Here is a 26,664-nt window from a genome sequence, read left to right as displayed (position 1 = left end):
CGACCTCATCTTTCTTTACGTTTCTCTGTGCTTCAGGACCTCGGCGAGGCTCGGTGCCTCCCGGTCCCGCTGGGACATCGAAGTGGCCGGCAGCGGCCAGGGAATGGCGAGCTCCGGGTCGTCGAAGGCGATCGTCACGTCCTCGGCCGGATCGTGCGGGCGGTCGATCCGGTACGAGGTGTCGGTGGTCTCGGTCAGCGCCTGGAAGCCGTGCGCGCACCCCGCCGGGATGTAAAGGGTCACCTGCGTATCGCCGGACAGCTCGAACCAGGCCCGGTTGCGGTACGTCGGCGAGTCCGGCCGCAGGTCCACGACGACGTCGAAGATCCTCCCGTACGAGCACCGCACCAGCTTGGCCTCGCCGGCGCCGGAGCGCAGGTGCAGACCGCGCAGTACGCCCCGGACCGAGCGGGACAGGCTGTCCTGGACGAAGGCGTTCGGGTCGAGGCCCACCGAGCGGACGACGTCGGCGTCGAAGGTGCGGCAGAAGAAGCCGCGCTCGTCGGCGTACGGCGTCGGCTCGAAAAGGTACGCGCCGGATATCTCCGGGACTTCGGTCGCCTTCATGACGCCTTCCGTGGGGTGGGGGAGGGGTCGGCCGTGGGGAACAGGGCCGCGGTCAAGGAGTCGAACTGGCGGTCGAGTTGCCGGGAGACGGCCAGGTTCCGCTCGGTGAGGGTCCGCCGCAGCTCCGCCGAACGCTTCTCCAGCGCGCGGAACTGCTCGAGCAGCCGGTCGGCGTCGACCTCGCGCGCCGGGTGGCAGTACGCGCCGAGGCCCATCTCCGTCATGAGCGCGTCGCTCTTCGCCGCATAGCACAGAGCGAGCACCGGCGTACCGGTCTTCAGCGCGCAGATCAGGTTGTGGTAGCGGATCGCCACCACGCTGTCGGCAGCCGCCATCTCCTTCATCAGGTCGGCCAGTGAGGACGGCTCGGCAGCGCTGACCAGCGCGGAGTCCACCGCGTCGAGGATCGCGGCGACCACCGACGCGTCGCACTCGTCACCGGTGAGCAGCCGGACCGCCCTGCCCTCCTCGACCAGCGTGCGGACGAACCGGACCGTCCCGTCGAGGTAGCGCCGGTATATCTCATCGGCCCGGGCGCGGTCGTCGTTGCCGCCGTGGAAGTCCATGACGCCGAGGCAGACCGGGCCCGGCGGGGCCGACGGGTCCGAGGGCACGCTCGCCCGCGGCGTCGGCAGGGCGAACGCGAGGTCCGGGTGGACCTCGTCGCGCGCGGTGTCCACGCCCATCGCCCGCATCGCGTCGCGGGACTGCGCGTCCCGGTACGACCGGTACGCGGCCAGCCGCGCCGACCAGCGCACCAGAGCCCGGGTCGGCCGGTCGCCGATCGTCGCGGCGCCGACGCCGACCAGCGCCACCCTCGTGCGCAGCAGCCGGCCACTCGCACAGAGCAGGAACAGCGAGTACGGGAAGCCCCAGGGCCGCAGCGGCAGTGTCGCCTCCAGGACGCCCATGCCCGGCACGATCACCACGTCGTGCCGGCGCACCCAGGCAGCGGTGCGGAAGACGTCGACGAACTTGCCCAGACCCTTCGCCGCGATCGCGCCCGCACGCGACGCGGTGCGGTACTCCCCGCGGTACCAGTGCAGCCGCGTCGCGGGGATCCCGAACCGGGTCGTCACGGCCTCGGGTCCGCCGCACAGCGCGTCCACGACCGCCTCCGGGTGCGCGGCCCGAAGGTACCCGAGCACGGCTTCGAGCGATCCGTCGTTACCGAGGTTGCCGGAGCCGAGCAGGCCGAACACCCCCACGCGCACCGGGGTCCCGTCCGCGGCCGTCATGTCCGCCTCCCCTCACGGCCGGCGACGAGCGCGTCGACGGAGACCGTGAGCAGGGCCGGATCGACCGGGGCGCGGTCCTCGATCCGCTCACCGGCGCCCGGCCGGACCCGGCTGGTCATCCAAGCCGCCAGGTGGCGATAGCAGGCGCGCCGGTCGGCCGGGGACAACGGCGCCCGCCGGATCGCCGAGGCGAAGCCCCAGACGTACTCGGCGAGCAGCCGGGGCGTCGGGTGCAGCGGTCCCGCCCGGCGCGGGTCCAGGTTGACGCACCGGGAGCGCTTGGAAGGGTTCGCACGCTCGGCCCGGGTGGGGTGGTCGCGGCGGAAGTACAACAGCTCCGGCACCTGGTGGAAGGGCCCGTGCAGAGTGATCTCGGCGACGTACGTGCGGTCCGCGTGGTGGTAACTGTCCATCGGTTTCACCCGGCGCAGCACGTCGGCCCGCATCACCCCGTAGAAGTCGTCGCCACCCGGCTCGAACAACAGACTGCGGAAGCGCTCCGGCGCGTGCGCAGAGTCGGTGGCGAGCCCGTACTCGTAGGGGACCGTCACCCGGCCGTCGCCGTCGATGACCGCCTGGCCGGTGTGCGCGAGGATCATGTCCGGACGCTCGTCCAGTGCCTGGACGCAGAGCCGCAGCAGGTCGCGGCCGTACAGGTCGTCGTGCGAGGCCCACTTGAACAGTTCGCCGCGGGACTCGGCGAGCACATGGTTGTGGTTCGGCGTGGCGCCGATGTTCCGGGGCAGCCGGAGGTACCGGATGCGCGAGTCCCGCGCGGCGTACTTGCGGCAGATCTCCTGCGTCCCGTCGGTCGAGGCGTTGTCGGAGACGACCAGCTCGAAGTCCTCGTAGGTCTGGCCGAGCAGGGCGTCGAGCGACTCGGCCAGGTACTCCTCGCCGTTGTACACGGGCAGGCCGATGCTCAGCCTGGGTCGGTCGGTCATGAGGTCCTCACTTCGGGAATGGGATCGCGGTGGCGCTCGCGAAGGGCTGACCGCAGTTGCAGCCACCACACGGCAGAGCCGCTGACGGTCGCGGCGGCGACGCCCCAGGCCGAACCGACCGTGCCGGCGGCGGCCGCCCCGCCGAGCCCACCGCCGACATAGCAGGCGGAGGCGAACAGCTGGCAGCGCAGGCTGCGCCGGGCCGCGCCGAGCGCGCGCAGCCCCGCCGCGGCGCCGGTGCCGAGGCCCGCGCCCGCGACGCCGAGGGTGATCGGCACGATGAGCTCCGAGGCGGAGTGCCAGACACCGCCGAGCACCAACTCGCCGAGCCGGCCGGGCATCAGCAGCAGCGCCGCGCCCCACATCAGCGCGCCCGCGGCCTGCCCTCCGCCGAGGAGGAGGCAGAATCTGCCCAGTTGATGCGGGGCCTGCCGCAGCACTCGTGCCGCCTCCGGGACGGTGACCAGCGAAAGCCCCATGAGTACCGCCAGGAACGGACCGAGCAGGAGCTCGGCGCCCCGCACCGCACCCACCGCGCCGACCCCGACGATCGCGCCGAGCCCGTACGCCCGCAGCTGGCTCGCGCCACTGAGGCTGACGTTCTCGACCAGGTAGCGGTAGCCGAGATCGCGCTGCTCGCGCAGCCACCCGCGCGCCCCGGACGTCCGGGGCCGGATGCCGGACTGGACGCAGCCGTACCCCGCCGCCACCGTGGCGGACGCCCCCCAGGCGAGCACGAAAGCGGCCACGCTGCCCACACGGGCCGCCACCACCAGGGCCGGGACGAGCGCGACACCCCACACGACGTCGTTGACGAACGCCTTCCGCCCGGCGCCGGCGGCGAAGAACGAGAACCGCCAGGCGTCCTGGAGCAGCAGCCCCGGCAACATGGCACCAAGAGCGGCGAACGCGGGCCCCAGGCGGCCGCCGAGGCCGAGCCCGGCCACCAGACACACCGCGCCGATGGCCGTACCGACGCCGAGTGCGGTTCCCGTCGACCGGGCCGTCGCTCCGCGCCAGGACCCGTCCGGCACGCCGCTGAAGCGGACCACGAGCGGATCGGTGGCCAGCCCGCGGGAGACGTTGAGCACCACGCCGTACGTCACCCAGGCGAGGCTGAACACGCCGAACGCGGTCACCCCCAGTGAGCGGGCCACGTAGATGCCCACGGCGAAGTTGCTCACGCTGGAGGCCGCCTGGTCGGCCAGTCCCCAGGACAGCCGACCGGCGAGGGCCCGCCTGGCGGATCCGGCCGGTGCCGTCGGTTTCTCCCCCTCGGTGGTCATCGGCGTCATGCCTTGATCAGCCCGGCGCCGTGCAGGGCGTCGGCCGCGGCGGCGACGGCGCCGAACGGCAGCCCGGACCGCTCGGCGACGTCCAGCAGACTGTGCTCGCCGTCGGAGAGGTTGAGCACCCAGAGCATGGCCATCTGGGCCTGCTGGGTGTCGCTGCGGCCGCCGAGCGCGTCGTACAACCCGCGTCGGCCCAACTGCGGCTCGCCGTAGGGGCTGAGATTGACGTACCGCCGGTTGCGGTCGAGGACGGCGAAGGCCTCGCGGCACAGGGCGAGCGTGTCCGCCATCGCCTCCGGGGAGACGAGGTCCAGGTTGTCCGCCGAGGTGTGGTACTCGGGATAGCCGGCGTACGGGGTCCGGCTGAGGGAGCCCACGCCGAGATCGAACCCGGGGGAGCAGTACTGCCGCTCGTCGTAGCCGTACGGCGTGAACTCGGTGATGTGGTGCGGGCGTTCGGAGGCGGGCAGTACGTGTCGCATCACCCGGTCGATCTCCGCGTCGCCGCGCCTGCTCTGCTTGTACGTCAGCCGGCCCGGGTCGCCGGCGCAGGCCAGCACCAGACCGTGCTTGACCCGCTCCACCCGCTCGGCGTTGCGGGCGAGCCAGGTGATCGCCCCGATGGTGCCGGGCGCGAAGACGAACCGGTAGGTGTAGTACGGCGTCTGCTCGGCCAGCGCCCGGGCCAGGAAGGCCGCCACCGCGATGCCGGCCAGGTTGTCGTTGGCCAGCGACGGGTGGCAGACGTGGCTGGAGACGATCACCTCGTCGGGGACCTGCCCGGGGACCACGTGCTCGGCGTACGTGAGGTGGCCGTCCGCGAGGGTGGAGTCGATGCGCACCTCGTAGTCGCCGTCCGGCAGCGCGTCCAAGGTCTCCTGGGCCAGGCAGAACCCCCATTCCGGCTTGTAGTAGCTGGTGCGGTACGGCACCCAACCCGGGTGGTCGGGCAGGGTGTGCAGATGTCCACGCAGTTCGGCCAGCGGCATGGTCGCCGACACCGGCACGCTGTAGCCGAGCACGTGCAGGCTGGACGCGGCGAAGTCGACGACCCGGTGGCCGGTGGCGTCGGCGACGTAGGCGTCGCGGATGTTCCACTCCTGCGGCACCGTCCAGTCGAGCACCTGAGTCCCGGTCGGCACCTCGTGCACCTGCAGCGGGACGTACTCGTCGACGATCTCCAGGGTGGCGCGCACACCGTCGCCCGTGATGCTCCGGCACAGCGGGTACAGCCGCTCCACCAGCGCGTACATCTGCTCGCCGGCCGCGGTCATCGGCGCCACCGCAGGGTGTCGTCGACGGCGCCGGCGTCGGACGCGGCCCGCAGCACGGCGAGCCGGGTGAAGCGCTGCTCGAAGTCCTCCCGGGTCAGCCCGTGTTCCCGGTAGGCGTCGGCGAGTTCGAGCGCGCCCTGCTTCACCGTCCACTCGCAGTCGAAGCCGGGCACCGCGGCGCGGAACCGGGAGAAGTCCACCCGGTACGAGCGCGGATCGGCACCGTTCTCGCCGGTGATCACCACCTTCGCGCCGGACACCGCCTCGGCGACCTGGTCGGCGATCTCGGCGACCGTGACGTTGTTGATCTCGCTGCCGATGTTGAACGCCCGGTCGTGCACCGCCTCGCGCGGCGCGGTCAGTGCGGCCGTGAAGGCGCGCGCGATGTCGGCGGCGTGCACCAGCGGGCGCCAGGGGGTGCCGTCGGAGAGCACCAGGACCTCGCCGGACAGAAGCGCGTGGCCCACCAGGTTGTTGAGGACGATGTCGGCGCGCAGCCGGGGCGAGTAGCCGAAGGCGGTGGCGTTGCGCATGAACACCGGGCTGAAGTCGCCGTCGGAGAGCGCGTGCAGGTCGTCCTCCACCCGCACCTTGGACTCCGCGTACGGCGTCACCGGGCGCAGCGGGGCGTCCTCGGTCACCAGGTCGCTGCCGCCGGCGGCGCCGTAGACGGAGCAGGTCGACGCGTAGAGGAAGCGCCGCACGCCGGCCTCGCGGGCCAGCCGGGCCAGCCGTACGGAGGCGTGGTGGTTGATGTCGTAGGTGAGGTCCGGCGCCAGCGATCCCAGCGGGTCGTTGGACAGCGCGGCCAGGTGGATCACGGCGTCCACCCCGGCCACGTGCTCGGCCGTGACGTCGCGCAGGTCCACCCGATGCCCCTGCGGGTCCGCGGGCGGCGGGCCGAGGACACAGTCGGCGAACAGGCCGGCGTCGAGACCGACGACCTCGTGCCCGGCGGCCGCGAGGACCGGGGCCATCACGGTGCCCAGGTAGCCCTGATGTCCGGTCAGCAGTACACGCAAGGTTCATTCCCCCAGGTCGAGAGTGAGTTTGTTGACGGTGAACGCCTCGGCGTAGCGCGCGTGGCATTCGATACCGCGGATCCGGGCCAGACCGAGGAAGGCCTCCCGGTCGTACCAGGGCCGGTGCCGCTGCGAGGGGTAGTGCTCCTGCAGCAGCCGCACCTTCTGTTCGGCGATCTCCGGCGACAGCGGCTGGTACGCCGTCGGACGGCCGAGATCGCCGTCCCACTTGACGATCTCGTAGCCGAGCACGAGGTGGTCACGGAACGCGGTCGGTATCAACTTCGCCAGACCGCGGTGGTCCTGGTGCGCGTCATCGGTGCGCGGGGCCAGCACGAGATCCGGCTCGGTCTGCCCGCGCAGTTCCTCGACCGCCGCCTTGGCCTCCTCCCAGCGCGCGGGCAGCCGGCCGTCCGGCAGCTTGTGCACCGTCAGCCGCAGGTCGGCGCCCGGACAGAAGGCGGTGAGCGCGGCCTGCTCCTCCAGCTCGCGCTCACCGCCACCGCCGGAGAGCACCAACGCGTCGACCCGGACACCCGGGTGCGCGAGGCACAGCGTCAGCAGCGTGCCGCCGGCGCCGATGGCGATGTCGTCGCAGTGCGCGCCCACCGCGACGATCCGGTCCAGGCGCCCGGCCCCGAGCCGGATCACGCCCTCGCTCCGGAGCCGCCGGTCGCGCTCGCCCCCGCGCCGTCGCGTTCCCACACGGCCCACGGCCGGTCGCCCCGGGCGTAGGCGTCGTCGAGCGCGGCCCGCTCCTTCACGGTGTCGGTCGGCTTCCAGAAGCCGCGGTGCTGGTGCGCCACCAGCCGCCCGCGCTTGGCCAGTTGGCCGCATCCGTCGGCGACCAGGTCCCCGTTCTCCGGGATGTGGTCGAAAATCTCCTGGCGGAGCACGAAGTAGCCGCCGTTCTCCCACAGCGGCAGTTCGCTCACCGCGGTGATGCCCCCCACCAGGCCGTCCTCGCCCAGGTCCACGCAGTGGAACGAGGACTGCGGCGGCACCACCATCATCGACGCACCGGCGTCGCGCCGGGCGAACCGGTCGATCATCTCCGGCAGCGGGGCATCGGTGAGCACGTCGGCGTAGTTGGCGAGGAACATCTCGTCGCCGTCCAGGTGGTGCCGCACCCGGCGCAGCCGCTCGCCGATCGGCGACTCGATGCCGGTCTGCGCGAACGTGATCGTCCAGGAGGCGATGTCGGTGGACAGCAACTCGGTCTGCCCCTTGCGCAGCACGAAGTCGTTGGACGTCGTCTCCTCGTAGTTGAGGAAGAAGTTCTTGATGTGGTGAGCCCCGTACCCGAGGCACAGGATGAACTCCGTGTGCCCGAAGTGCGCGTAGTAGCGCATGACATGCCAGATCAGCGGTCGCGGGCCGACCATCGCCATCGGCTTGGGCACGTCGTCGGAGGCACCGTTGCGCATCCGCATCCCGTAGCCGCCGCAGAAGAGAACGACCTTCATGCCTTGACCTCGACAATGCTCAGTTCCGGTATGGGAAAGACCAGTCGGCCGCCCCAGTCGTGCACGAAGGACAACTGCTCGACCAGCTCGGCCCGCAGGTTCCACGGCAGGACGAGGACGTAGTCCGGTTCGTCGGCGGCTATCTGCTCGGGCGACAGGATCGGGATGCGGGTGCCCGGGGTGAACCTGCCGTGCTTGTAGGGGTTGCGGTCGACCGTGTACGGGAGCAGGTCGGGCCGGATGCCGCAGTGGTTGAGCAGGGTGTTGCCCTTGCCCGGGGCGCCGTAGCCGACGACCGTCTCGCCGCGCTCGGCCGCCTCGATGAGGAACCGCAGCAGATCCCGGCGCACCTTGGCCACCCGAGCGGAGAACTCGGTGTACCCGGACAGCTCCTGCAGCCCGGCGGCCTTCTCCCGGGCCAGCACGTCGGCCACCCGCCCGGTCGGCTCGCCGGCCACCTCGGCCGGCCGGGCCCACAGCCGGATGGAGCCGCCGTGCGTGGGCAGCAGCTCGACGTCCACGAGCGTGAGTCCGCCGCTCGCCAGCGCCCGGGCCGCGGACGCGACCGTGTAGTACTGGAAGTGCTCGTGGTAGATCGTGTCGTACTGGTTCTCCTCGATCAGGGTCAGCAGGTGCTGCACCTCGATGGAGACCCAGCCGTCGTCGGCGACCAGGGCGCGCAGCCCCTGGGTGAACCCGACGACGTCGGGGATGTGCGCGTACACGTTGTTGGCCACGACCAGGTCCGCCGGGCCGTGTTCGGCGCGGACGTCGGCGCCGGTGGCCGGGTCCAGGAAGTCCGTGCGCGTGGGCACACCGGCGTCCCGCGCCGCCGCCCCGACGTTCACCGAGGGCTCGATGCCGAGGCAGCGGATCCCGCGGTCCACCACATGCCTCAGCAGGTACCCGTCGTTGCTCGCGACCTCGACCACGAAGGCGTCGGTGCCCAGACCCAGCCGCCGCAGGGTGTCGGTGACGAACGTGCGCGCGTGCTCCACCCAGGAGGTCGAGTAGGAGGAGAAGTACGCGTACTGCGTGAAGGTCTCCTCCGGCGTGATGAGCGGAGGTATCTGCGCGAGCCAGCAGTCGGTGCAGACCCGCAGGTGCAGCGGGTACGTCGGCTCCGGCCGGTCCAGTTGGTCCGCGGCGAGAAAGCTCTCGCACGGCGGAGTCGCCCCGAGATCGACGACGCTCTCCAGCGCCGCCGAGCCGCAGAGTCGGCATCGTGTCATCTACTGCCCCCATCCCGCTCGCGCGGGTGACCCCACCGCGAGCCAGTGATCTTTTCCCCTGTCGGCGGCGGGCTGTCCCCGCCGCCGGACCGACCCGCGATCGCGGAGCGGTACCCCTCCACCAGGCGCTCGAGGCCGACGGCTGGGCTGAACCCCTGCTCGTAACGGCGCCGGGCCGCCTGGCCCATCTCCCGGTTGCGGTCCTGTCCGGCCGCGATCCGGCGTATGCAGGACGCGAGCGACGCGGACTCGCCCGGCCGGTGCAACAGTCCGGTCACCCCGTCCTCGACGAGTTCGACGAAGGCGCCGTGACCGGCGGCGACGACCGGGACCCCCGCCGCCATCGCCTCCACGACCACCAGGCCGAACGCCTCCAGCCAGGTGGAGGGCGCCACCACGGCGACCGAGCGCGCGATGGCCTTCTGGCACTCCGCCGCGTCATAGAGGCCGACGTACCGCACGTCGTCCCGGTCCGCCGCCCATGCGGCCACCTCTGTCTCCAGTGGCCCCGTTCCGGCGATCACGAGCGGGACGCCCACACCGCCGCCGGCGGCGATCTCGTCCCACGCGGCCATGAGCAGCCGCACGCCCTTGGCCTCCGCGAGCCGGCCGAGATAGAGCAGATGCTCGCCGGTGTCCGACCGGCGGGCGTCCGGGTCGGGCACGAAGTTGTGCTTCACCGCCAGCCGCTCGGCCGGCAGACCGGACCGCACGAGGACGTCGCGTTGTGCCGCGGAGATGCAGAAGAACCGCTCCACACCGGACCACCACCGCCGCCGGTTGACGGACAGGCTGACCGCGAGCGGCACCGTCGCCAGCCGGGAGCCGCGGTAGCAGCCGTGCCGGACGGCGGGCAGCGGCGACGACCCGACGCACTCGGTGCACGGCCGGCCGTCCCGCTGCAGCGTGCCGGGCGGGCAGACCTGGGTGTAGTTGTGCAGCGTGGCGACGGCGGGCACGCCCGCGTCGGCGCAGGCGGCCAGCACCGCCGGCGACAGGAGCGGAAAGACGTTGTGGACGTGCACCACGTCCGGCCGTTCGGTGCGAAGCCGGGCGGCGAGCTCCGCGCGGACCGCCGGGTTCCACGGCACGAGGAGCGGTATCGCGGCCTTTCCCAGCAGGGACCGGGCGGCGATGTCGTCGCTGCGCCGCTCGAACATATCGACCCGGTGGCCGGCCCCTCGCAGCAGCGCCACCTCCTGGTCGACGACCTTGTTCTCCCCGCTCGGCTGCGCCGAGGCGTAGCGGTTGTGCACCACGAGGACGTGCATGCTCAGGTCACCTCCGATCTTCGGGCCCCTCGCGGGATGCGTCGTCCGGGGACTTCGGGCGCCGTGAGGGGAGCGGCCGCGGCAGGCGCCGCCAGCAGCGAGGCGGCCACGGCCAGATGCAGCAGATACGGCGAGGCGTCGCCCAGCCCGGCCTCGGTGTACGACGCGATCGCGCAGTAGCTGATCAGAAAGATCGCGCAGGCCCTCGACAGCGACGGTGGCTGGAGCAACGCGACGCCGCCCAGCACGATGATGATCGCCGCCACCAGGGCGACGCCGGTCATGCCCTGCTCGTGGTAGACGGCCAGCCAGCTGTTGTCGATCGGCAGCCCGCCGAACGACTTGTCGCCCAGGCCCTCGCCGAACAGGTACTCCGAGGTCGAGCGGGGTGCCGCCAGCAGGGCGTGCCAGACCTTGGCCCGGCCGGTGAGGCTGGTGAAGTTCTCCTGGCTCTGACCGCGCAGGAACCACGCCTGCAGCGCGGAGCCGAACCCCACCGCGGCCACGGCGGCGCACAGCACCGCCCAGGCGAAGAACCGGCGGGCGGCGGCGCTGGTCAGGACGAGCGAGGCGATCGCCAACGCCAAGCCGATGAGCAGGCCGAGCGTGGCCGTCCGGGTGTGGGTCAGCGCGAGCAGGACGAGTGCCGGCACGATGACCACGGCCGCGCTGGTCCTGTCGGTCCGGCGGCCCAGAACGAGCAGCACGCCGAGCCCGATGATCACCGCCGCGTACTGTCCGATCTGCGGCGGGGTGAGCGGCCACAACGCGCCCACCAGCCGCCCGCCGTACAGCTCGGGCATGGCGGCGCCCGGTGAGATGATCGCACCGGCGGCCACCGACCCGAGGACCACGAAGTACATCCTGATGTGGTGCCGGACGAACGTCAGGCCGCCGTCCCACCAGCGGCTGAGCAGCCACAGCGTGCCGACGAAGAGAGCCAGCCGGGCGCAGCGGAACAGCGCGCCGAACCCGGACTCGAGGTCCGCGCTGGAGATCACGCTCGGTACCAGCAGCAGGGTGAGCAGGAACCCGAAGGCGCTGGCCCGGATGCGCAGCCGGAGATTGACCGCGAGCGCCAGTGCGAACGCGGCGACGAGCGCGCCCATGGTGACCATCTGGATGAGCGAGCGCGGCAGCGGGACGATGGTCTTCGCCCCGGCGGAGCCGAGCGTGTTGAGGATCAGCAGCCCCCAGACAGTCCCGACGATCTTCGACGTGTGGTCCGTGTGGTCCGTGTGGTCCGGGCTCATCTCAACCACCGTCCCGCGCGCGGAAGGTGCTGCCCGTGTCCTGCTGGTACGGCGTGCCCTGCCACTGCACCGAGTCGAGTATCCGGCTCGGGTCGTGGGCGACGAATTTCCATGGCCCGAGGTAGACGTTGTCGTGCCAGCGGTTGTGCTGCTCGCGGGTGATCGCCTCGGCCACCCGCTCGCCCTGGTACGGCGACCAGTCCGGATAGGTGCCGTAGTTGGCCAGGACCGCCATGCGGTCGCACTTCACCGTGCAGTCCAAGACGGACTTGTCCAGCACGAAGCGGTTGCCGTGGATGACCACCCGCTGGGTCTTCCACCGGCAGTCGGCGTAGAGCGGTGCGGCGGCGATCGCCGGCTGTGCGCAGCGGTCGGTGCTCTTCACCAGCAACGTGCAGTCACCGGAGGAGGTGTTGGCGGGGCTGTTGCAGAACCGGTCGGCGTTTTCCCACAGGGTGATCCCGGACCAGTTGTTCTCCAGCACGTTCCGGTAGATGTCGATCTTGTCCGTGCGCGCTCGGATCCGTGGTTCGCCGCCGGACTCCGACAGGTAGATGGTCGCGAACGGGAAGTTGTCGCCCCGGTCGGCGTACCTGCGGCCCTCGACCCAGTTGTTCCGCCGGATCGTGTTCTTCCTGATGACCGCGTTGTAGCTGGTCTCGTAGATCAGCGCGGCGCCGTCGTTGGCCTCGATCAGGTTGTCCTCGATGCGGAAGTCGTTGTTATTGGTGTCCGCCCACAACCCGGCTCCGCGGTTGTCGTGCACCCAGTTGCCGCGTATGTCGGCGCCGTCGACGGCCCAGAACTTGACGCCTCCGGTACAGCCGCAGCCCGGCCGCCGCCGCTCCCAGTCGTCCCTGTTGTTGCCCACGATCTCGTTGCCCTCGACCACCAGGCCGCTGATACGCCCGGAGGCCTTGTACGCGTTCATGCCGTACTGACCGTTGTTGCGCAGGCAGCTGGCGCCGACCCGCTGGCGGGCACCGGCCATCAGCCCGGCACCGGAGTTGTTCTGGATCGTCGCGTGCTCGATCACCCACCCGTCGGCCGAGTCGTGGTTGACCACGCCCTCGTCGTGCGGCGCGACGAAACCCTGCACGGTCAGGTAGCGGATGGTGACGTCGGGAGCGGTGCCGCCGAACGCGTACTGGTTGGTCTTGCGGCCGTCGAGCACCGCGCCCGGCGCGCCGAGGTAGCTGTCCCCCTTCTTGGGGATGACCTGGGCGTAGCGGTCCGGCCCGAGCCTGTGCGTGCCCGGTCGCAGCCAGAACGTGGTGTTCGGGGGGCTGCTCTTGGTCTTCGCAGCCAGGTCACCGGCCACCGCGGGGTCGACCGTGACCGCGCCCGCCGGCGCCTTCGTCGGCCCGGCCGCGGGCTCGGCACACACCCGGGCCACGGACGTGGCCGGCGCCGAGGTCGGCTTCGGCCGCGCGCCCGACGTGCTCTCACAGCCGGTGGCCGCCAACAGGGCCAGCGCCAGCGGTGCCGCCGCCAACGCCCAGTGCCGCCTCTTGATCCCCACCCGCCCCCCTAGCCGCGGAACCTGAGCACGGTGGTGAACCCCGCCGCGCCGTCGGCGAAGCCGGTGCCGACCAGCGTGGTGGTGGGTTCCTTGCGCCCGAAGCCGGGGGAGTACCAGCCCAGCGGCGGGTCGCTCTCGCCGCGATGCGCCCGCCAGCTCAGCTGCCCGGGCAGGTCGAGCGCCGCGGAGCGGTCCTCGCCGTCCCGGATCCAGGTGAGCTGGGCCCGGTTCCCCACCAGGTCCGCGGCGATCGCCGGGCCGAGGTGGAACGCCAGCCGCACGGCGCGGCGCGGGCCGCGCACCTCGTCGACCACCCTCAACTCCTGGCTCGCGGCCGTCAGTTCCACCCGGCGGCGGTGTACGGAGCGCTGGTAACCGTCGTGCTCGGCGCACCAGCGGACCGTCCCCCTGTCGGAGGTGTCGGAGGTGTCGGAGGTAGGGGAGGTGCCGGAGGTGTCCACGGCCAGGACGCGGCTGCGGGCATGCCGGGTCCACAGGAACGGGCCGCCGGAGACGGACTGGTCACCGCCGTCCAGTTGCAGGGTGTTGTGGCCGAGGGTCGAGCGGAAGTACTGCCGCCACTCGGGCTGCCCGTGGTAGCAGTACGTCCCCGGGTCGGCGAGCACGTCGACCCCGTCGTGCCGGACCTCCACCGACAGCGCGTCCGCGTGGGCATGCGCGGCGATGGACAGGAAGCCGTGCGGACCACCGTCGCAGCGGCACCAGATCTCGCCCGGACCACGCAGGATGGTCATGCCCGCGTCGGCGAAATGAGCCGGCCGGCTTTCCGGGCGGGACACGTCCGGAGCGGTTCCGTTCTCCGCGTACGGCCGGATGAGCGCGGCCAGCAGCGGGGTGCGCACATCGGTGCCGGTCACCGCCGGCCACCAGGCGAGCCGACCGAACACGGCGTCCCCGGTGGCCAGCAGCGAGGCCCAGCGGTCGGTGCCCTCGCCGTCCACGACCAGACCGTGCCCGTCGTCCGCGTCCCCCTGGCGCGGCGGCCGTAACCGGTTGTCCACGACCGCCGCGAGCGCGTCGGTCATCCGCAGCAGTACCTGCCGGATCGACGCGGGCACCGGCACACCGGCGGCATCCGCCTCGGCCACCGCGGCCAGGCCGAGCTCCAGCACCAGTCCGTGGTACTCGGTGGCCAGCTCGCGGTTGAGGCCGGAGTCGAAGGTGTTGTTGCGCAGCTGCACCTCCAGCGACCGCAACGAGTCGGCTCGCCAACGCGCCGAGGAGGGGAACCACCCGAACGCGCAGGCCGCGGCGAACTGCCCTGCGGCCTCGGCGACGACGTGGTTGTTCGCCGAAGACCCCCGGCTGGGAAAGGCGGCCAGCCAGCGCTGGTGGTGCCAGATCTGGCGCAGTGCCACCGGGTTGTCCTCGAACAGAGCGGCCGCCCCCGGCCAGCCGTCGAGCAGCCGGCGGATCCACACCCAGGACAGCAGCCGGATCCCCAGCTCGATGCCGCTCGTCCAGTGCACCCCGCGCAGCGGCGCGTTGCCCGCCCACCACGACCGCAGGTGCTCGGCCACCCGCTCGGCGTACCGCTCGTTGCCGGTGACCGCGTAGGCGGCGGCGAGCACCGTGAGGTACTGATGCCGGGACAGCTCCCAGATCTGCTTGATGTCCCCGACCGCGTCCTCGTTCCGGTACGGCACGTCGAAGGCGTAGCCCCACGGGGCCCGGCGTCCGGTCTTCGGGTCGTACCACCAGTCCGGGTCGGCCAGGTCGTCGCGGTCCACCCCGAAGTACTCGGCGTGCCCGGCCAGCAGCCGGTCCGCCTCGGCGACGAGACGTTTCGCGGCGTCCGATGGCACAGCGCCGATCGTCCCCGCGGGCAGTAGCGCGGTGAACCGGGCGCCGGTGACGCTCGGACCGTCCGGCCGCGCCGACCGCCACCGGCGCCTGCGCACCGCGTCGCCCGCCCGGCCGCCGACCTCCCGCGGTCCCATCCGGGACAGCCGCCGCAGGTACCAGCCCGGACTCCCCGAGTTCACGGTCATCGCGCTCTCGCCAACGTCACCGGCGCGCCGCCGGCCAGGCCGGCCTGCACGGCGAGGGTGGCCGCCGTGGTGGCGACCAGCGACTCCAGCGGGACCGGCATCGGCCCGCCGGTCCGCACGGCCTTGACGAACGCGGCCAGCTCGGCGTTCTGGCCCTTGTCCCGGGCCTTGGGCAGCCGCGAGCTGACCCACCGCTTGCGGCTGCTGTCGTAGACGGCGGCACGGACGAAGTCGTCGAGTCGCAGCACCTTGCCGTCCGCGACCAGGTCCAGCGTCTCCTTGGGGAAGCCGGGGGAGCCGGTGGTGACGTAGCTGATGGTGGCGGTGGACCCGTCCGGGTAGCGCAGCACGACCTGCAGGTCCTCGTTGCCGGAGGCGGCGACCGCGTACACCGAGACCGGGTCGGCCTGGAGCAGCCAGCTCGCCGTGTCGATGAAGTGTCCGCCCTCACCGGCGAACCGCGAGCCCTCGGTGCCCTGTTGGAGGTACCAGCTGCCGTGCTGCAGCCGGCCCGCATTGACCAGGTAGCGAAGGCTCGCCGGGCCGGTCCGGGTGCCGAACCGCTTGCCGGCCTCCCGCAACAGCGGCGAGAACCGCCGGTTGAAGCCCACCTGCAGCCGGTCGTTGCCGGACTCCTCCACCGCCGCGAGCACACCGGCCAGCTCGTCCTCGGTGAGGGCCAGGGGCTTCTCGACGAACACCGCCTTGCCGGCCAGCAGTGCCATGCGGGTCAGTTCGGCGTGCGAGCTGTGCCGGGTGACCACGAACACCGCGTCGATGGACTTGTCGCCGAGCACGGCGTCGAGATCGGTGGTCGCCTCGGCGAAGCCGAACTTTCGCTGCGCGTTGGCCGCGGACAGCGCCGTCGTGGTGACGACGGTCGACAACGCGACGCCCTCACGCTGTGCCAGGTGCGGCAGCAGCATCGACGTCGCGTAGTTCCCCGCCCCGACGAACGCCAGCCGCACCGGCGCCTTGGCGGCTCGGACCGGGGCGGAGGCCCTGCCGCCGCGCGGCACCGCGGGCACCGTCACCGCGGGGGCCTCCGCCCGCCCCGCCTCCTCCTTCTGCTCGGGGTACCGGAACAGCACGGCCACGGCCTTCAGATCGCCGTCCTTCAGGCTCTGGTACGTCTCGACGGCGTCGTCGAAGTCGGCGACGTGGGAGACCAGGGGCTCCACGTCGACGCTGCCGCGGGCCACGAGATCGAGGAAGCACGCCAGGTTGCGGCGCTCGGTCCAGCGCACATAGCCGATCGGGTAGTCCCGCCCCTCGAGCTCGTACTCCGGGTCGTAGCGCCCGGGGCCGTAACTGCGCGAGAACCGGACGTCGAGTTCCTTCTCGTAGTACGCGTTCCACGGCAGGTCCAGGCGGCACTTGCCGATGTCGACGACCCGGCCGCGGTCCCGGCAGAGCCGGGCGGCCAGCTCGACGGGCTGGTTGCTGCCGCCGCCGGCGGCCAGGTACACCTGATCCACGCCGTGCCCGCCGGTGAGTTCGGCGACGGCGGCCTCCACGGCCGCGGACGCGGGATCCCCGCAGGCCGCGGCCCCCAGGCGCTCGGCGAGCTCGCAGCGCACCGGGTCGGGGTCGACCCCGACGACGCGGACTCCCGAGGCGGCCAGCAACTGCACCACCAGCTGCCCGATCAGCCCGAGGCCGATGACCAGCGCCACCTCGCCGAGTTGCGGCTCGCCGCGGCGGACACCCTGCATCGCGATCGACCCGACGGTGCCGAAGGCCGCGTGCCGCGGCGCGAGGCCGTCCGGCACCGGGGCGTAGAGGTTCTTCGGGACCCAGTTCAGCTCGGCGTGCAACGCGTGCTCGTTGCCGGCGCAGGCCACGAGGTCGCCGACCTTCACATCGTCGATCCCGCTGCCGACCTGCTCGACCACCCCGCACAGCGAGTAGCCCAGCGGCGTGTAGGAGTCCAGCTTGCCCATCACCTTGCGGTAGGTGGCGGGCACCCCGTTGGTGGCCACGCTCTGCACCACCTTGGCGACCTGGTCAGGCCGGGAGCGGGCCTTGCCGAGCATCGACATGCCGGCCTCGGACACCTTCATGAGCTCGGTCCCGGTGGATATCAGCGAGTAGGCGCTGCGGACCAGCACCCCGCCCGGCTTGCATCCCGGCACCGGCACGTCGAGCACCGCCAGCTCGCCGCTTTTGTAGTTCTGAACAACCTGTTTCACCCGAAGTCCTCTGTCTCTACTGTCTCTACGCCGTCAGTGAGAGTTCTGGCCGGCCCGTGAGGTCGCGTCGCGGTACCAGTACTCGAGGGTCAGCACGTGCCACAGATGCTTGGAGAAGTCCCGCTGCCCGGCGGCGTCCTCGGCGACCATGCGCGCCAGCGCGTCGCGGCGCAGGAGCCCGGAACCGACGAGCACGCCGTCGTTCACCACCTCGCGCACCAGCGGCGCCAGATCCCGGCTCATCCAGGCGCGCAGCGGGGCACTGAACAGGCCCTTGGGCCGGTACACGATCTCCCGGGGCAGGACCGAGGCGGCCGCCTCCTTGAGGACGGCCTTGCCCTGCCGTCCGACGATCTTGCGATCGCCGGGGAAGGCGAACGCCGCCTTGACCACCTCTACGTCCACGTACGGCACCCGCACCTCGGTCGAGGCGGCCATGCTCGACCGGTCGGTGTAGGCGAGGTTCAGACCCGGCAGGAACATCCGGGCGTCGCCCAGGCACATGCGGTTGACGAAGTCGTCGAGCTCGTTGTCCTGGTAGGTGTCCGCATGCTCGGTCAGCACGTCGTCGACCGTCCCGGCCAGGTCGGGATCGACCAGGGCGAGCAGCTCGTCCTGGTCGTACATGGTGTAGCTGCGCCGGAACGCGGTCTCCTCCGGCAGATCGGCGAAGGAGAGGAACCGCTTCGCGAAGCGCACCGACCGGTACCCCCGGCGGGCCGTGGCGACCGGCAGCCGGTCCACGGCCCGGGACAGGCCGCGCCGCAGGGGCCGCGGGACGCGCTGGTAGCGCAGCGCGAGCAGGTTGGCCAGGTGCTTGCGGTACCCGGCGAACAGTTCGTCGGCCCCCATCCCCGAGAGCATCACCTTGACCCCGGCCTCCCGGGCGGCCGAGCAGATGAGGAACGTGTTGATCGCGGCGGGGTCGCCGATCGGTTCGTCCAGGGCGTACGTCATCTGCGGCAGCAGGTCGAGCACGTTCGGGGCGATCTCGATCTCGTGCAGGTCGACACCGAACCGCTCGGCCACCTGCCGGGCATAGCGCAGGTCGTCCGGCATCGCCTCGAACCTGGCGTCCTCGGCACGGAACCCGATCGTGTAGGCGGAGATCCCGGGTCGGTCGCGGGCCGCGAGCGCGGTCAGGTAGCTGGAGTCCAGCCCGCCGGAGAGGAAGGTCGCCACGGGCACGTCGGAGAGCAGGTGGCGGCGCGTCGACTCCTCGACGACGGCAGCCAGATCCGGCTGTTCGCCGCTGCGGGCCCGCTCCTGCCCCTCGGCGGCGACGTCCTTCAGCTGCCAGAACCGGCCACGCTCCACCCGGCCGTCAGGCCGGCACCGGAGCCAGCTCCCCGGCGGCAGCTTCTCCGCTTCGCGGTACGCGCACCGCGAGTCCGGCACCCAGTAGTACAACAGCGAGGCCACCAGCGCAGCGTGGTCCACCTCCAGCGACCCGCCGGTCGCGGCGGCGAGCGCCTTCAGCTCGGAGGCGAACATCAGGCCCTCGCCGCGGCGGAGCAGGAACAGCGGCTTGATGCCGAGCTGGTCGCGGGCGAGCACCAGCTCACCGGTTCGCTCGTCGAAGATCCCGAACGCGAACATGCCGCGCAGCCGGGGCAGGCAGTCCGTGCCCCAGCGCCGCCAGGCCTCCAGCAGCACCTCGGTGTCGGAGGTACCACGGAAGCGCACCCCGGCGGCTGCCAGCTCGGCCCTCAGCTCGGGAGCGTTGTACAGCTCGCCGTTGTACGTCAGGACGAGGCCGCCCGAGACCATCGGCTGGGCGCCGGTCTCGGACAGGTCGATGATGGCCAGCCGGCGGTGTCCGAGGTGCACTTCGCCATCACCGAGGGGGTGGCCGTACCGGCCGGCCCCGTCCGGACCGCGATGGGCGAGGGTTTCGGTGAGCCGGTCGGTCACGATCTTCCCGTCCGGCCATCGGTAGGTTCCTGCGATGCCGCACATGTCTAGCGCGCCTCCTGGTCGCTGTCCGGGACGCGTGCCGCCCACATCGGTTGTCGTTCGGTCCGCCGAGGGCCCTCCCCCACTGCCTGAACGGCGTGGGAGGCACCCCCACCGTTGTGTCGGGCCGGCAGTTCGTTCTGGCCGCGCGGCGCGGTGTGCGGCCCGTCCCACAGCGTGCCGTCGGTCCGGTCACGCGGATCGGGGTCGATCAGCACCACACCGATCACCGCAATGCGCTGGTCGGCGAGCTGCCGCGCCACGGTGTGGAGCCATGCGGCGCTGCCGTGCCCGGCACGCACGACGAGCACGGTCCGGGTGCCGAGGTACTGGAGGTCGGTCCACGCCGTGCCCGGCGCCACCGAGCCGACGCCGAGCCGGCGCTCCTGAGGCGACACGGTCGCGGCCCGCTCGCCGCCGACCACGGTCGGGTCTCCCGGTTTCGGGCGGCGGCCTGCGAGCCGCAGGCCGGGCGAACCGTCGACGACGACCACGGGCCCCTCCGCCGCCAGAGCCCCGGCGAGGTCCAGGGCGAGCGCGCTCGTACTGCGCGCACAGCCCAGTTCCAGCAGCGACACCGGTTCCGCGGAACCGCGCACGGTGCGGGCGAGGGACGTGGTCAGCCGTTCGCGTGCCGCCCGGATCCGTCGGCGCCGCCACAACTTGGCCGACCGGTAGGGCAGTTCCGCGATGACCGAGGCGCCGAGGTTCGCCGCGACGTCCCGGCGCAGCACCGGGCGGTCCGCCACCACGGTGCGGACCGCGGCCACCGCGAGCCCGAGGGCGAGTCCGAGGACGAGCCCGACCGCGCCGTTGGTGGCAGCGCTCCTGGGCAGGGAGTGCCGCACCGCGCGAGGGGCGTCCACGATCTGTGTGCCGGCGATGAGCTGAGGGGTGCCGATGCGCGCCTCCGCGGCGCGCTGGTCGAAATCGGAGATCCGTGAGGTGAGTTCGGCCCGGCGGGCGAAGAGCGACTCCAGGTTCGCGGCCGCCTTCGGCCCGCTGTCCGGTGATGCCTCGCCGATCTCCTTGTTGACCTGGGCGAGTTCGTCCCGTATCCGGTCACGCTGGTCGAGCAGGGCCTTGGCCTCGGCGTTCGCGGCCTGCTGGATCCGCCTCACGTGGTCCGAGACGAACGCATCGGCCAGCGCCTTGGCGCGGGCCACCGCTTCCGCGTCGCTGTCACCTGTCACATCGATCTGCAGCAGGTTGTTGGTCAAGCCGATACCCCCGTAGTCCTTCATGAAGTCCTCCGGTTTCTCCGGGGACTCGAGGGACCGCAGGGCCATATCGGCGATCCGCGTGGTCTGCAGCAGCGCGACGTCGGTGCGGATCAGCGTTCCGGGGTCGTTCGGCTGGTCCTCCTGATGCGCGACCAGCACCTTGGTCACCGCGGTCGGCGGCGGCGGCATCAGGACCGCCACCGCCACGCCGACGAGCAGCCCCAGCAGCGCCAGGGAGCACCAGAAGCGGCGCCGCCTGCGCACCGACACCACCAGCGCCTGCAGGTCCAGCAGCGGAGCGGCGGCCGACGGGTCAGAAGTCGTATGCGTTGTCACTGTGAACCTCCTGTCGCGGCATCGCCGGCCGCGAGGGCCGGTGTGGCGGCATGGCGGGGTTGGCCGGCAGAGCGCTTCGGAGGCGCCCAGACCGTGCCGGCGAGGATGATCCCGACGACCTCGTGCTTGGCGTCCGCACACGCGTCGGCGATGCCGGCGAGCTCCCCCGCGGTCCAGCTGCCCGCGCTGAGCACGACCAGGGCGCCGGACTCGTTGTCGTGGTCCGGCACCATCGGCTGGGACACCGAGACCTCCACCACCCGCAGCAGCGGATCGCTCCCGGCCTCGGCGACGAGCTGCCCGGCGGCCAGGCGGGCGATCTCGTCGCCGTCCGGGACGATGACCAGCAGCCGCCGGGGGGCGGGCAGTCGGTCCCGGACGCGGGCGCACACCCGCCGGTAGCGGATCTGCCTGCTGGCCTCGTCGCCGGACGTCCGCGGGGCGGGTACGTCCCACCGGACGTCGATGCCCAGCAGCCGGCGGATCCGGGCCCGCGAGCCTCGGCTCTCCGGCCGGTGCGCGGGCCGTTCACCGGGGACGTCGACGGTACCCAGCAGCGTCGAGCCCAGCGCGGCGGCGATCTCCGGTTCGGTGCGCAGCCGGCGACTCATCCGTGCGGCGGTGAGATGACCGATGACCGCGAGCAGGAAGAACAGCAGCGCCCCGGCGACGATGAGCTGGATCCTCGTCGGCGGTGCCTCGCCGGCCGGCCGGGCGGCCGGCCCCATGACGACCATGTTGGCCTGGGTGGCCGCCGGATCGGTCTGGTCCAGCTTGTTGATGGCTTCCTGCAACGCGGTGCGCAGCTTCGAGAGCTCGGTGCGGGTCTGCACGCTCTCCACGGTCTGCCCCGGACCGGCCTCGTCGGCCAGCTCGGTGATGCGGCGGCTGGTCTGCACCACCATCTGCCGCAGTGCCTCGGGCGCAGCCGCTTCGGGGTCGGTGCTGTCGCCCGTGATCTGCGCGGCGAACGTGACGAACTGCTGGGCCACCTGGTCGGAGAGCCGCTGTGCGCGCTCGGGGGTGTCGGCCGTGCCCGAGATCTTGATGATGTTCCCGTCGGCGGCCTTGGCGCTCACCCGGTCCCGCAGCTCGCTGCCGCTGACCCCGGTCCAGTCGAGCGTGGCGGCCACGCGGTCGACCACGACCGAACTGGTCGCGATCTCCGCCTGGGTCACCAGCTCGCGTTCCTCCCACGCCCCCGGCAGCAGTACCGACGCCGACGTCGTGTATCGCGGCGGAAACAGCAAAGAGGTGCCGTAGCCGACGAGCGCGCCCACCACGACGAGGAGGGCGAGAAGCCGTCGGCGCCGACGGATGATCCGCCCGATCGTGACCAGGCGTATGGTGTCATCGCTCAACGGCGCGGCCTCTTCCATGCCCGGTGCGGTTCGCCCGCCGACAGCGGGGCGTGGTCACGGCAGGCGGCGGCGTAGGCGGCCAGCAGTGATCGCTGCGAGTTCCGCCAGGACAGCGGCCCGCTGATCCGCTCCTGGCCGATCTTGCCCATCCGATCCCGCATCTCCGGATCGTCCAGCAGCAGCGTGATGAGCTTGGCGAACTCGGCCTCGTCGTTCGCGGGTGCGTAGACGGCGGCGTCACCGGCCGAGACCCGCGCCTCCCGGAGGTCGAACGAGACGATCGGTCGGCCCATCGCCATGTACTCCAGGACCTTGTTCATGGTCGACACGTCGTTGAGCGGATTGCGCGGGTCGGGGGAGAGGCACACGTCCGCGGTGGACAGGTAGCGCACCAGGTCCGCGTCCGGAATGCGCCCGGTGAACTCCACCTGCTCGGAGAGCCCGAGCTGCCTGGAGAGCTCCACCATCGCGTCGAAGGCGTCGCCCGCACCGACGAACACCGCATGCCAGTCCGTCCGTCCGACCTCGTCGCGCAGCTTCGCAAGGGCCCGCAGCGCGTAGTCGACGCCGTCCTGCGGGCCCATGACGCCCAGATAGCACAGCAGATGAGGCTTGCCGCGCTTCAACTCGGGCTCCGGCGGCACCGGTTGGAACCGGTCGATCTGCGGCGCGCTGCGCACCACGAACACGTCCGCCGGCCGTCGGCCGCCACGGCGCACCGCGACGTCCCGGTAGCTCTCGTTCGTGGCGAGCACGATGTCCGCGGCCCGGTAGGTCAGCCGTTCCAGCGCGCACACGGCGCGGTAGAGCAGGTCTTCGCCGCGGTCGAAACGGGAGAGGTACAGCTCGGGGACCAGGTCGTGCTGGTCGAAGACGAACCGCGCTCCGCTTCGCTTCAGCCACAGCGCCGGCAGGAACAGCAGGTCGGGCGGATTGCAGGCGTGGACCACGTCGACCGGGCCGACCTTCCGGGCCAGCCGGACCGTGTGCCACAACGCCGATCCGTACTCCCGCAGGTAGCCGGCCGGTCCTCCGGTGGCCGCGCGCAACGGGTAGCGATGGATCCGCACTCCGTCGATCTCCGCCTCCGGCTCCGTGTCCCGCTTGCTCCCCTGGGGACAGATGACGTGCACCTTCCAGCCCGCGTCGCGCAGCGTCGTGCACTCCTGCCACACCCGTCGGTCGAACGGCACCGACAGGTTCTCCACCAGGATCAGCGCGCGCCGGTCCGGCCGTTCGTCGTCGGCTCTGTCACCGAACGATCTGTCACCAAGCAAGGCCCACGTACCCCGGTTCGGCCCGGCGCGCATCGGCGTCGGGAAGGTGGATGAGGTCGACGATCACCGTGCCGTCGCCATGGGGCAGCGCCGCCAGTACGGCCGGATCCCTGGTCCCGACCAGGCACACCTCGGCGTGCTCGAGCACCTCCTCGACGGAATCCGCGAGCAGTTGCGCGAGGTGCGGCAGCCGGGTCTCGATGTACTCGCGGTTCGCGCCGAGCAGCCGGGAGAGGCTCACGTTGGCGTCGTAGATCTTCAGGTCGTACCCCTTGCCGAAGAGTCTCTCCGCCAGTTCGACGAGCGGGCTCTCGCGGAGGTCGTCGGTGCCGGGTTTGAAGGACAGCCCGAACAGGCCCGCCCGGCGCTTGCCGGTGCGCTCGACCAGCTCCACCGCGCGCTGCAGGTGGTCGGAGTTGGAGGGCAGGACGTGGGAGAGGATGGGCACCGAGACGTCGGCGCGCTGTGCCGCGTGGACCAGGCTGCGCAGGTCCTTGGGCAGGCAGGAGCCACCGAAGGCGAAGCCGGGCCGCAGGTAGGCGGGGCTGATGTTCAGTTTGCGGTCGGCCAGGAACACGTCCATGACCTGGTGCGAGTCCACTCCGAGCGCCCGGTACACCGCGCCCAGTTCGTTCGCGAAGCCGATCTTGAGGCCGTGGAACGCGTTGTCCGCGTACTTGATCGCCTCGGCCGTCGGGACCGGCACCCGGAACACCTCGCCGGGCAAGCCGTCGTACAGCGCCAGCACCGCGTCGCCGCTTGCCGGGTCGAGCTCGCCGATGACGGTCTTGGGCGGGTCGAAGAAGTCCCGCACGCTCGTACCCTCGCGCAGGAACTCCGGGTTGACCGCGACCCCGATGTCCACCCCGGCCGTGCCGCCGACGTACTTCTCCAGGATCGGGACCAGCAGGTTCAGGCAGGTGCCCGGGAGCATGGTGCTGCGGAACACGACGGTGTGCCGCCCGCCCCGCTCGGCCAGCGCGGCGCCGATCTGCTCGGTGACCCGCTCCAAGTACGTGGTGCACAGGCTGCCGTTGGGCTCCGAAGGGGTGCCCACGCAGACCAGCGATATCTCGCTGCCCATGACCGCCTCGCGGACGTCGTCGGTGGCGCGTAATGCCCCGGTCCGCACGACGTCGGCGATGAGCTCGCCGATCCGCTCCTCGACGACCGGGGCGTTGCCGTCGTTGACCAGGTCGACCTTCACCTGGTTCACGTCCACCCCGATGACCTCGTGGCCCATGCTGGCCAAGCACGCGGCCGACACGCAGCCCACGTAGCCGAGCCCGAAAACGCTGACCCTCATGTCCCGTTCCTCCCCCCAGGCAGGCCCTTGCGGCCTGCGGTCCCCGCGCCGGCGGGACCGTCCATTTGCAGACTCCCGCGCATCAGTAGGCCCCCTGCCCGTAGAGCACCGCACGCAGCGTCTTCCACAAGATCACCGTGTCCAGGGCGAGCGACCAGTCCTCCACGTACCGCAGGTCCAGCCGGACCGCCTCCTCCCACGACAGGTCGCTGCGTCCGCTGATCTGCCACAGGCCGGTGAGTCCGGGCTTGACCAGCAGCCGCCGCCGGATGTCCGGGCCGTACGCGGCGGACTCCTCCGGCAACGGAGGCCGCGGACCGACGAGCGACATCGATCCGGTGAGCACGTTGAAAAGCTGCGGGAGCTCGTCGATCGAGTACCGGCGCAGCACTGCTCCCACCCGGGTCACCCGCGGATCCCGGCGGAGCTTGAACAGCAGGCCGGCACCCTCGTTGAGCCCGGCCAGCTCGGCACGTGCCCCGTCGGCTCCGACGACCATGGTGCGGAACTTGAGAATGGTGAACTCGCGGCCGTCCTTGCCGACCCTGCGCTGGCGGTAGAGCGCCCCACCCCGGCTGTCCAGCAGCACGAGCAGCCCGACGAACACCATGAGCGGCGCGAACAGCATCAGCAGAATCGTTGCGCCTATCCGGTCGACGACTCCTTTCACCGCCCGGCGGCCCCCGGTGAAGGTCGGCATGCTGACCCGCAGCAGCGGGATCCCGAGCACCGCGTCGATGTGCAGCCGCGGGCCGGCCACCTCCATCAGCACCGGGGCCACGACCATTTCGGCGTCGCTGCCTTCGAGGTTCCAGGCCAGCCGTTGCAGCCGGTCCGGTGTCCAGTGCGGGTCCGGGGTGACCGCGACGACGCGGTAGCCGTCGCGCTGGACGTGGCCCGCGACGTCCGCCAGTCGGCCGACGACCGGCACTCCGTCCAGTTCGTCACCGTCGGGCCCGAGACCGTCCGTCGTGCACACCCCGTCCACCCGCCAGCCGAGATGCGGGAACTTGCGGGTCCGGGTGATCAGGTCGCGCACGGTGGCCGGGCTGCCGGCGGCGAGCACCGGTCGCAGGCACTGGCCTTCCTTGCGCTGTTTGTGCAGCCAGAGGCGCAGCAGATACCGCGCGGTCATGGTGACGAGCGCGATCGCGGGGATCGCGACGAAGATCCAGAGCTTGATGTTGCGCGAGGTGAGAGCGATCCCGCCGAGGGCCAGTACGACGGTCGCCGTGAACAGCGAGCGGCCGAGCCGGCGGAATTCCTCGGCGCCCTGGCCGAGTACGGCCGGCGCCCACGACCGGCTCACCGCGAGCGCCCCCAGCACCAGCAGCTCGGTGCCGAAGGCGAGGATCCCCCATTTCTCGTGCCAGTTGGCCGCGTCCCGGGCCCCGAAGAAGTTGCCGATCGCCGCCACCACGAAGGCGGTGGCCACGGTGTCACTGGTGATCACGGAACGGCGGTAGCGCTGCTCCCAGTCGGTCGCGGGCTGTCTGATCATGCCGTTCGGCAGACGCCCGTCCGTCGACGGAAACGGGCTGACTAATCCCCCTTGCCGCACAGAACCCCCCAAGGTCCCCAGTGGTTCGACGTGTTCGCCTAACACTGTTCCTCCCCCCGGGAGGCCCCCGCCCCCCCGTACTGTCCCTCCCCTCGGGAGGCCCCCGCCTCCCGCACTGTTGCTCCCCCGGGAGGCCCCCGCCTCCCGCGCTGTTCCTCCCCTCCGAACGGCCCCCGCCTCCGCGCACGACGTTCCGGCTGTTTCAGAGGTACGTGAACAACCCGCCCTGGCGGCAGTGGACTTGCATGTCCTGCTGGACTATCGAGGTGCGCGCAAACCTGTCGAAACCTCGGGTGCTCCCCGCACCCGATGCCCTCTCGGGCTCTACGAATCGATCACCCCGACGTCGGGCGCCGGGG

Annotated in this window: 20 protein-coding genes; all 20 read right to left on the bottom strand. The window is 71.7% G+C overall.

All coding sequences use genetic code 11. The features are described 5' to 3' along the window. Window positions 1–15 precede the first annotated feature (15 nt). Window positions 16–567, bottom strand: coding sequence for a dTDP-4-dehydrorhamnose 3,5-epimerase family protein (locus OHU34_RS02090; protein ID WP_230196771.1), 552 nt, complete (start codon window positions 565–567; stop codon window positions 16–18). Next, on the bottom strand, window positions 564–1,805 hold the full coding sequence (locus OHU34_RS02085) for a polysaccharide pyruvyl transferase family protein (protein ID WP_230196772.1): 1,242 nt from the start codon (window positions 1,803–1,805) through the stop codon (window positions 564–566). Before OHU34_RS02085 ends, OHU34_RS02090 begins: the two co-directional genes overlap by 4 nt. Continuing rightward, window positions 1,802–2,749 (bottom strand): glycosyltransferase family 2 protein, encoded by a 948-nt coding sequence (locus OHU34_RS02080; RefSeq protein ID WP_142270470.1) that lies wholly within the window; start codon window positions 2,747–2,749, stop codon window positions 1,802–1,804. Before OHU34_RS02080 ends, OHU34_RS02085 begins: the two co-directional genes overlap by 4 nt. Next, the gene (locus OHU34_RS02075) at window positions 2,746–4,044 is read right to left on the bottom strand and encodes a hypothetical protein (protein ID WP_230196773.1); all 1,299 of its coding nucleotides are present in this window, start codon (window positions 4,042–4,044) and stop codon (window positions 2,746–2,748) included. Before OHU34_RS02075 ends, OHU34_RS02080 begins: the two co-directional genes overlap by 4 nt. Next, window positions 4,041–5,324 carry a DUF4910 domain-containing protein gene (locus tag OHU34_RS02070; protein ID WP_230196774.1) on the bottom strand — a complete coding sequence of 428 codons (1,284 nt, stop codon included), beginning with the start codon at window positions 5,322–5,324 and terminating at the stop codon, window positions 4,041–4,043. The genes OHU34_RS02075 and OHU34_RS02070 overlap by 4 nt, the downstream gene beginning before the upstream one ends. Next, on the bottom strand, window positions 5,312–6,337 hold the full coding sequence (locus OHU34_RS02065; protein WP_142270472.1) for an NAD(P)-dependent oxidoreductase: 1,026 nt from the start codon (window positions 6,335–6,337) through the stop codon (window positions 5,312–5,314). Before OHU34_RS02065 ends, OHU34_RS02070 begins: the two co-directional genes overlap by 13 nt. Before the next feature lie 3 nt (window positions 6,338–6,340). Next, a complete protein-coding gene (locus OHU34_RS02060; RefSeq protein ID WP_142270473.1) occupies window positions 6,341–6,988 on the bottom strand; it encodes a PIG-L deacetylase family protein in 648 nt (215 codons plus the stop codon). Continuing rightward, window positions 6,985–7,803 carry a glucose-1-phosphate cytidylyltransferase gene (locus OHU34_RS02055; protein ID WP_142270474.1) on the bottom strand — a complete coding sequence of 273 codons (819 nt, stop codon included), beginning with the start codon at window positions 7,801–7,803 and terminating at the stop codon, window positions 6,985–6,987. The genes OHU34_RS02060 and OHU34_RS02055 overlap by 4 nt, the downstream gene beginning before the upstream one ends. Further along, a complete protein-coding gene (locus OHU34_RS02050) occupies window positions 7,800–9,035 on the bottom strand; it encodes a class I SAM-dependent methyltransferase (RefSeq protein WP_230196775.1) in 1,236 nt (411 codons plus the stop codon). The genes OHU34_RS02055 and OHU34_RS02050 overlap by 4 nt, the downstream gene beginning before the upstream one ends. Further along, the gene (locus tag OHU34_RS02045; protein WP_142270476.1) at window positions 9,032–10,306 is read right to left on the bottom strand and encodes a glycosyltransferase; all 1,275 of its coding nucleotides are present in this window, start codon (window positions 10,304–10,306) and stop codon (window positions 9,032–9,034) included. The genes OHU34_RS02050 and OHU34_RS02045 overlap by 4 nt, the downstream gene beginning before the upstream one ends. A 2-nt stretch (window positions 10,307–10,308) precedes the next feature. Beyond that, window positions 10,309–11,559, bottom strand: coding sequence for an O-antigen ligase domain-containing protein (locus tag OHU34_RS02040; RefSeq protein ID WP_142270477.1), 1,251 nt, complete (start codon window positions 11,557–11,559; stop codon window positions 10,309–10,311). A 1-nt stretch (window position 11,560) separates the two neighbouring features. Then, a complete protein-coding gene (locus OHU34_RS02035; RefSeq protein WP_405764258.1) occupies window positions 11,561–13,081 on the bottom strand; it encodes a right-handed parallel beta-helix repeat-containing protein in 1,521 nt (506 codons plus the stop codon). A gap of 8 nt (window positions 13,082–13,089) precedes the next feature. Further along, window positions 13,090–15,093, bottom strand: a complete 2,004-nt coding sequence (locus tag OHU34_RS02030; RefSeq protein ID WP_405764256.1) for an alginate lyase family protein — start codon at window positions 15,091–15,093, stop codon at window positions 13,090–13,092. After that, window positions 15,090–17,285 carry a bi-domain-containing oxidoreductase gene (locus OHU34_RS02025; protein WP_405764255.1) on the bottom strand — a complete coding sequence of 732 codons (2,196 nt, stop codon included), beginning with the start codon at window positions 17,283–17,285 and terminating at the stop codon, window positions 15,090–15,092. The genes OHU34_RS02030 and OHU34_RS02025 overlap by 4 nt, the downstream gene beginning before the upstream one ends. A 33-nt stretch (window positions 17,286–17,318) precedes the next feature. Continuing rightward, the gene (gene asnB, locus OHU34_RS02020; protein WP_230196778.1) at window positions 17,319–19,244 is read right to left on the bottom strand and encodes an asparagine synthase (glutamine-hydrolyzing); all 1,926 of its coding nucleotides are present in this window, start codon (window positions 19,242–19,244) and stop codon (window positions 17,319–17,321) included. 2 nt (window positions 19,245–19,246) lie between these two features. Continuing rightward, entirely contained in the window at window positions 19,247–20,800 is a 1,554-nt protein-coding gene (locus tag OHU34_RS02015; RefSeq protein WP_142270482.1) for a Wzz/FepE/Etk N-terminal domain-containing protein, read from the bottom strand. Beyond that, window positions 20,797–22,161, bottom strand: a complete 1,365-nt coding sequence (locus OHU34_RS02010) for a Wzz/FepE/Etk N-terminal domain-containing protein (protein ID WP_142270483.1) — start codon at window positions 22,159–22,161, stop codon at window positions 20,797–20,799. The genes OHU34_RS02015 and OHU34_RS02010 overlap by 4 nt, the downstream gene beginning before the upstream one ends. Beyond that, complete coding sequence (locus tag OHU34_RS02005; RefSeq protein ID WP_405764252.1) at window positions 22,158–23,438, bottom strand: glycosyltransferase family 4 protein; 1,281 nt, start codon at window positions 23,436–23,438, stop codon at window positions 22,158–22,160. The genes OHU34_RS02010 and OHU34_RS02005 overlap by 4 nt, the downstream gene beginning before the upstream one ends. Then, window positions 23,428–24,744 carry a nucleotide sugar dehydrogenase gene (locus OHU34_RS02000; RefSeq protein ID WP_142270485.1) on the bottom strand — a complete coding sequence of 439 codons (1,317 nt, stop codon included), beginning with the start codon at window positions 24,742–24,744 and terminating at the stop codon, window positions 23,428–23,430. The genes OHU34_RS02005 and OHU34_RS02000 overlap by 11 nt, the downstream gene beginning before the upstream one ends. 82 nt (window positions 24,745–24,826) lie before the next feature. Further along, window positions 24,827–26,305 (bottom strand): sugar transferase, encoded by a 1,479-nt coding sequence (locus OHU34_RS01995; RefSeq protein WP_372481802.1) that lies wholly within the window; start codon window positions 26,303–26,305, stop codon window positions 24,827–24,829. Between the last annotated feature and the right edge of the window lie 359 nt (window positions 26,306–26,664).

The sequence above is a fragment of the Streptomyces sp. NBC_00080 genome (genome assembly GCF_045041255.1).
Taxonomy (GTDB): domain Bacteria; phylum Actinomycetota; class Actinomycetes; order Streptomycetales; family Streptomycetaceae; genus Streptomyces; species Streptomyces coriariae.
Note: the sequence above shows the minus strand (reverse complement) of the source record. Positions and strands in the feature narration are given on the sequence as shown.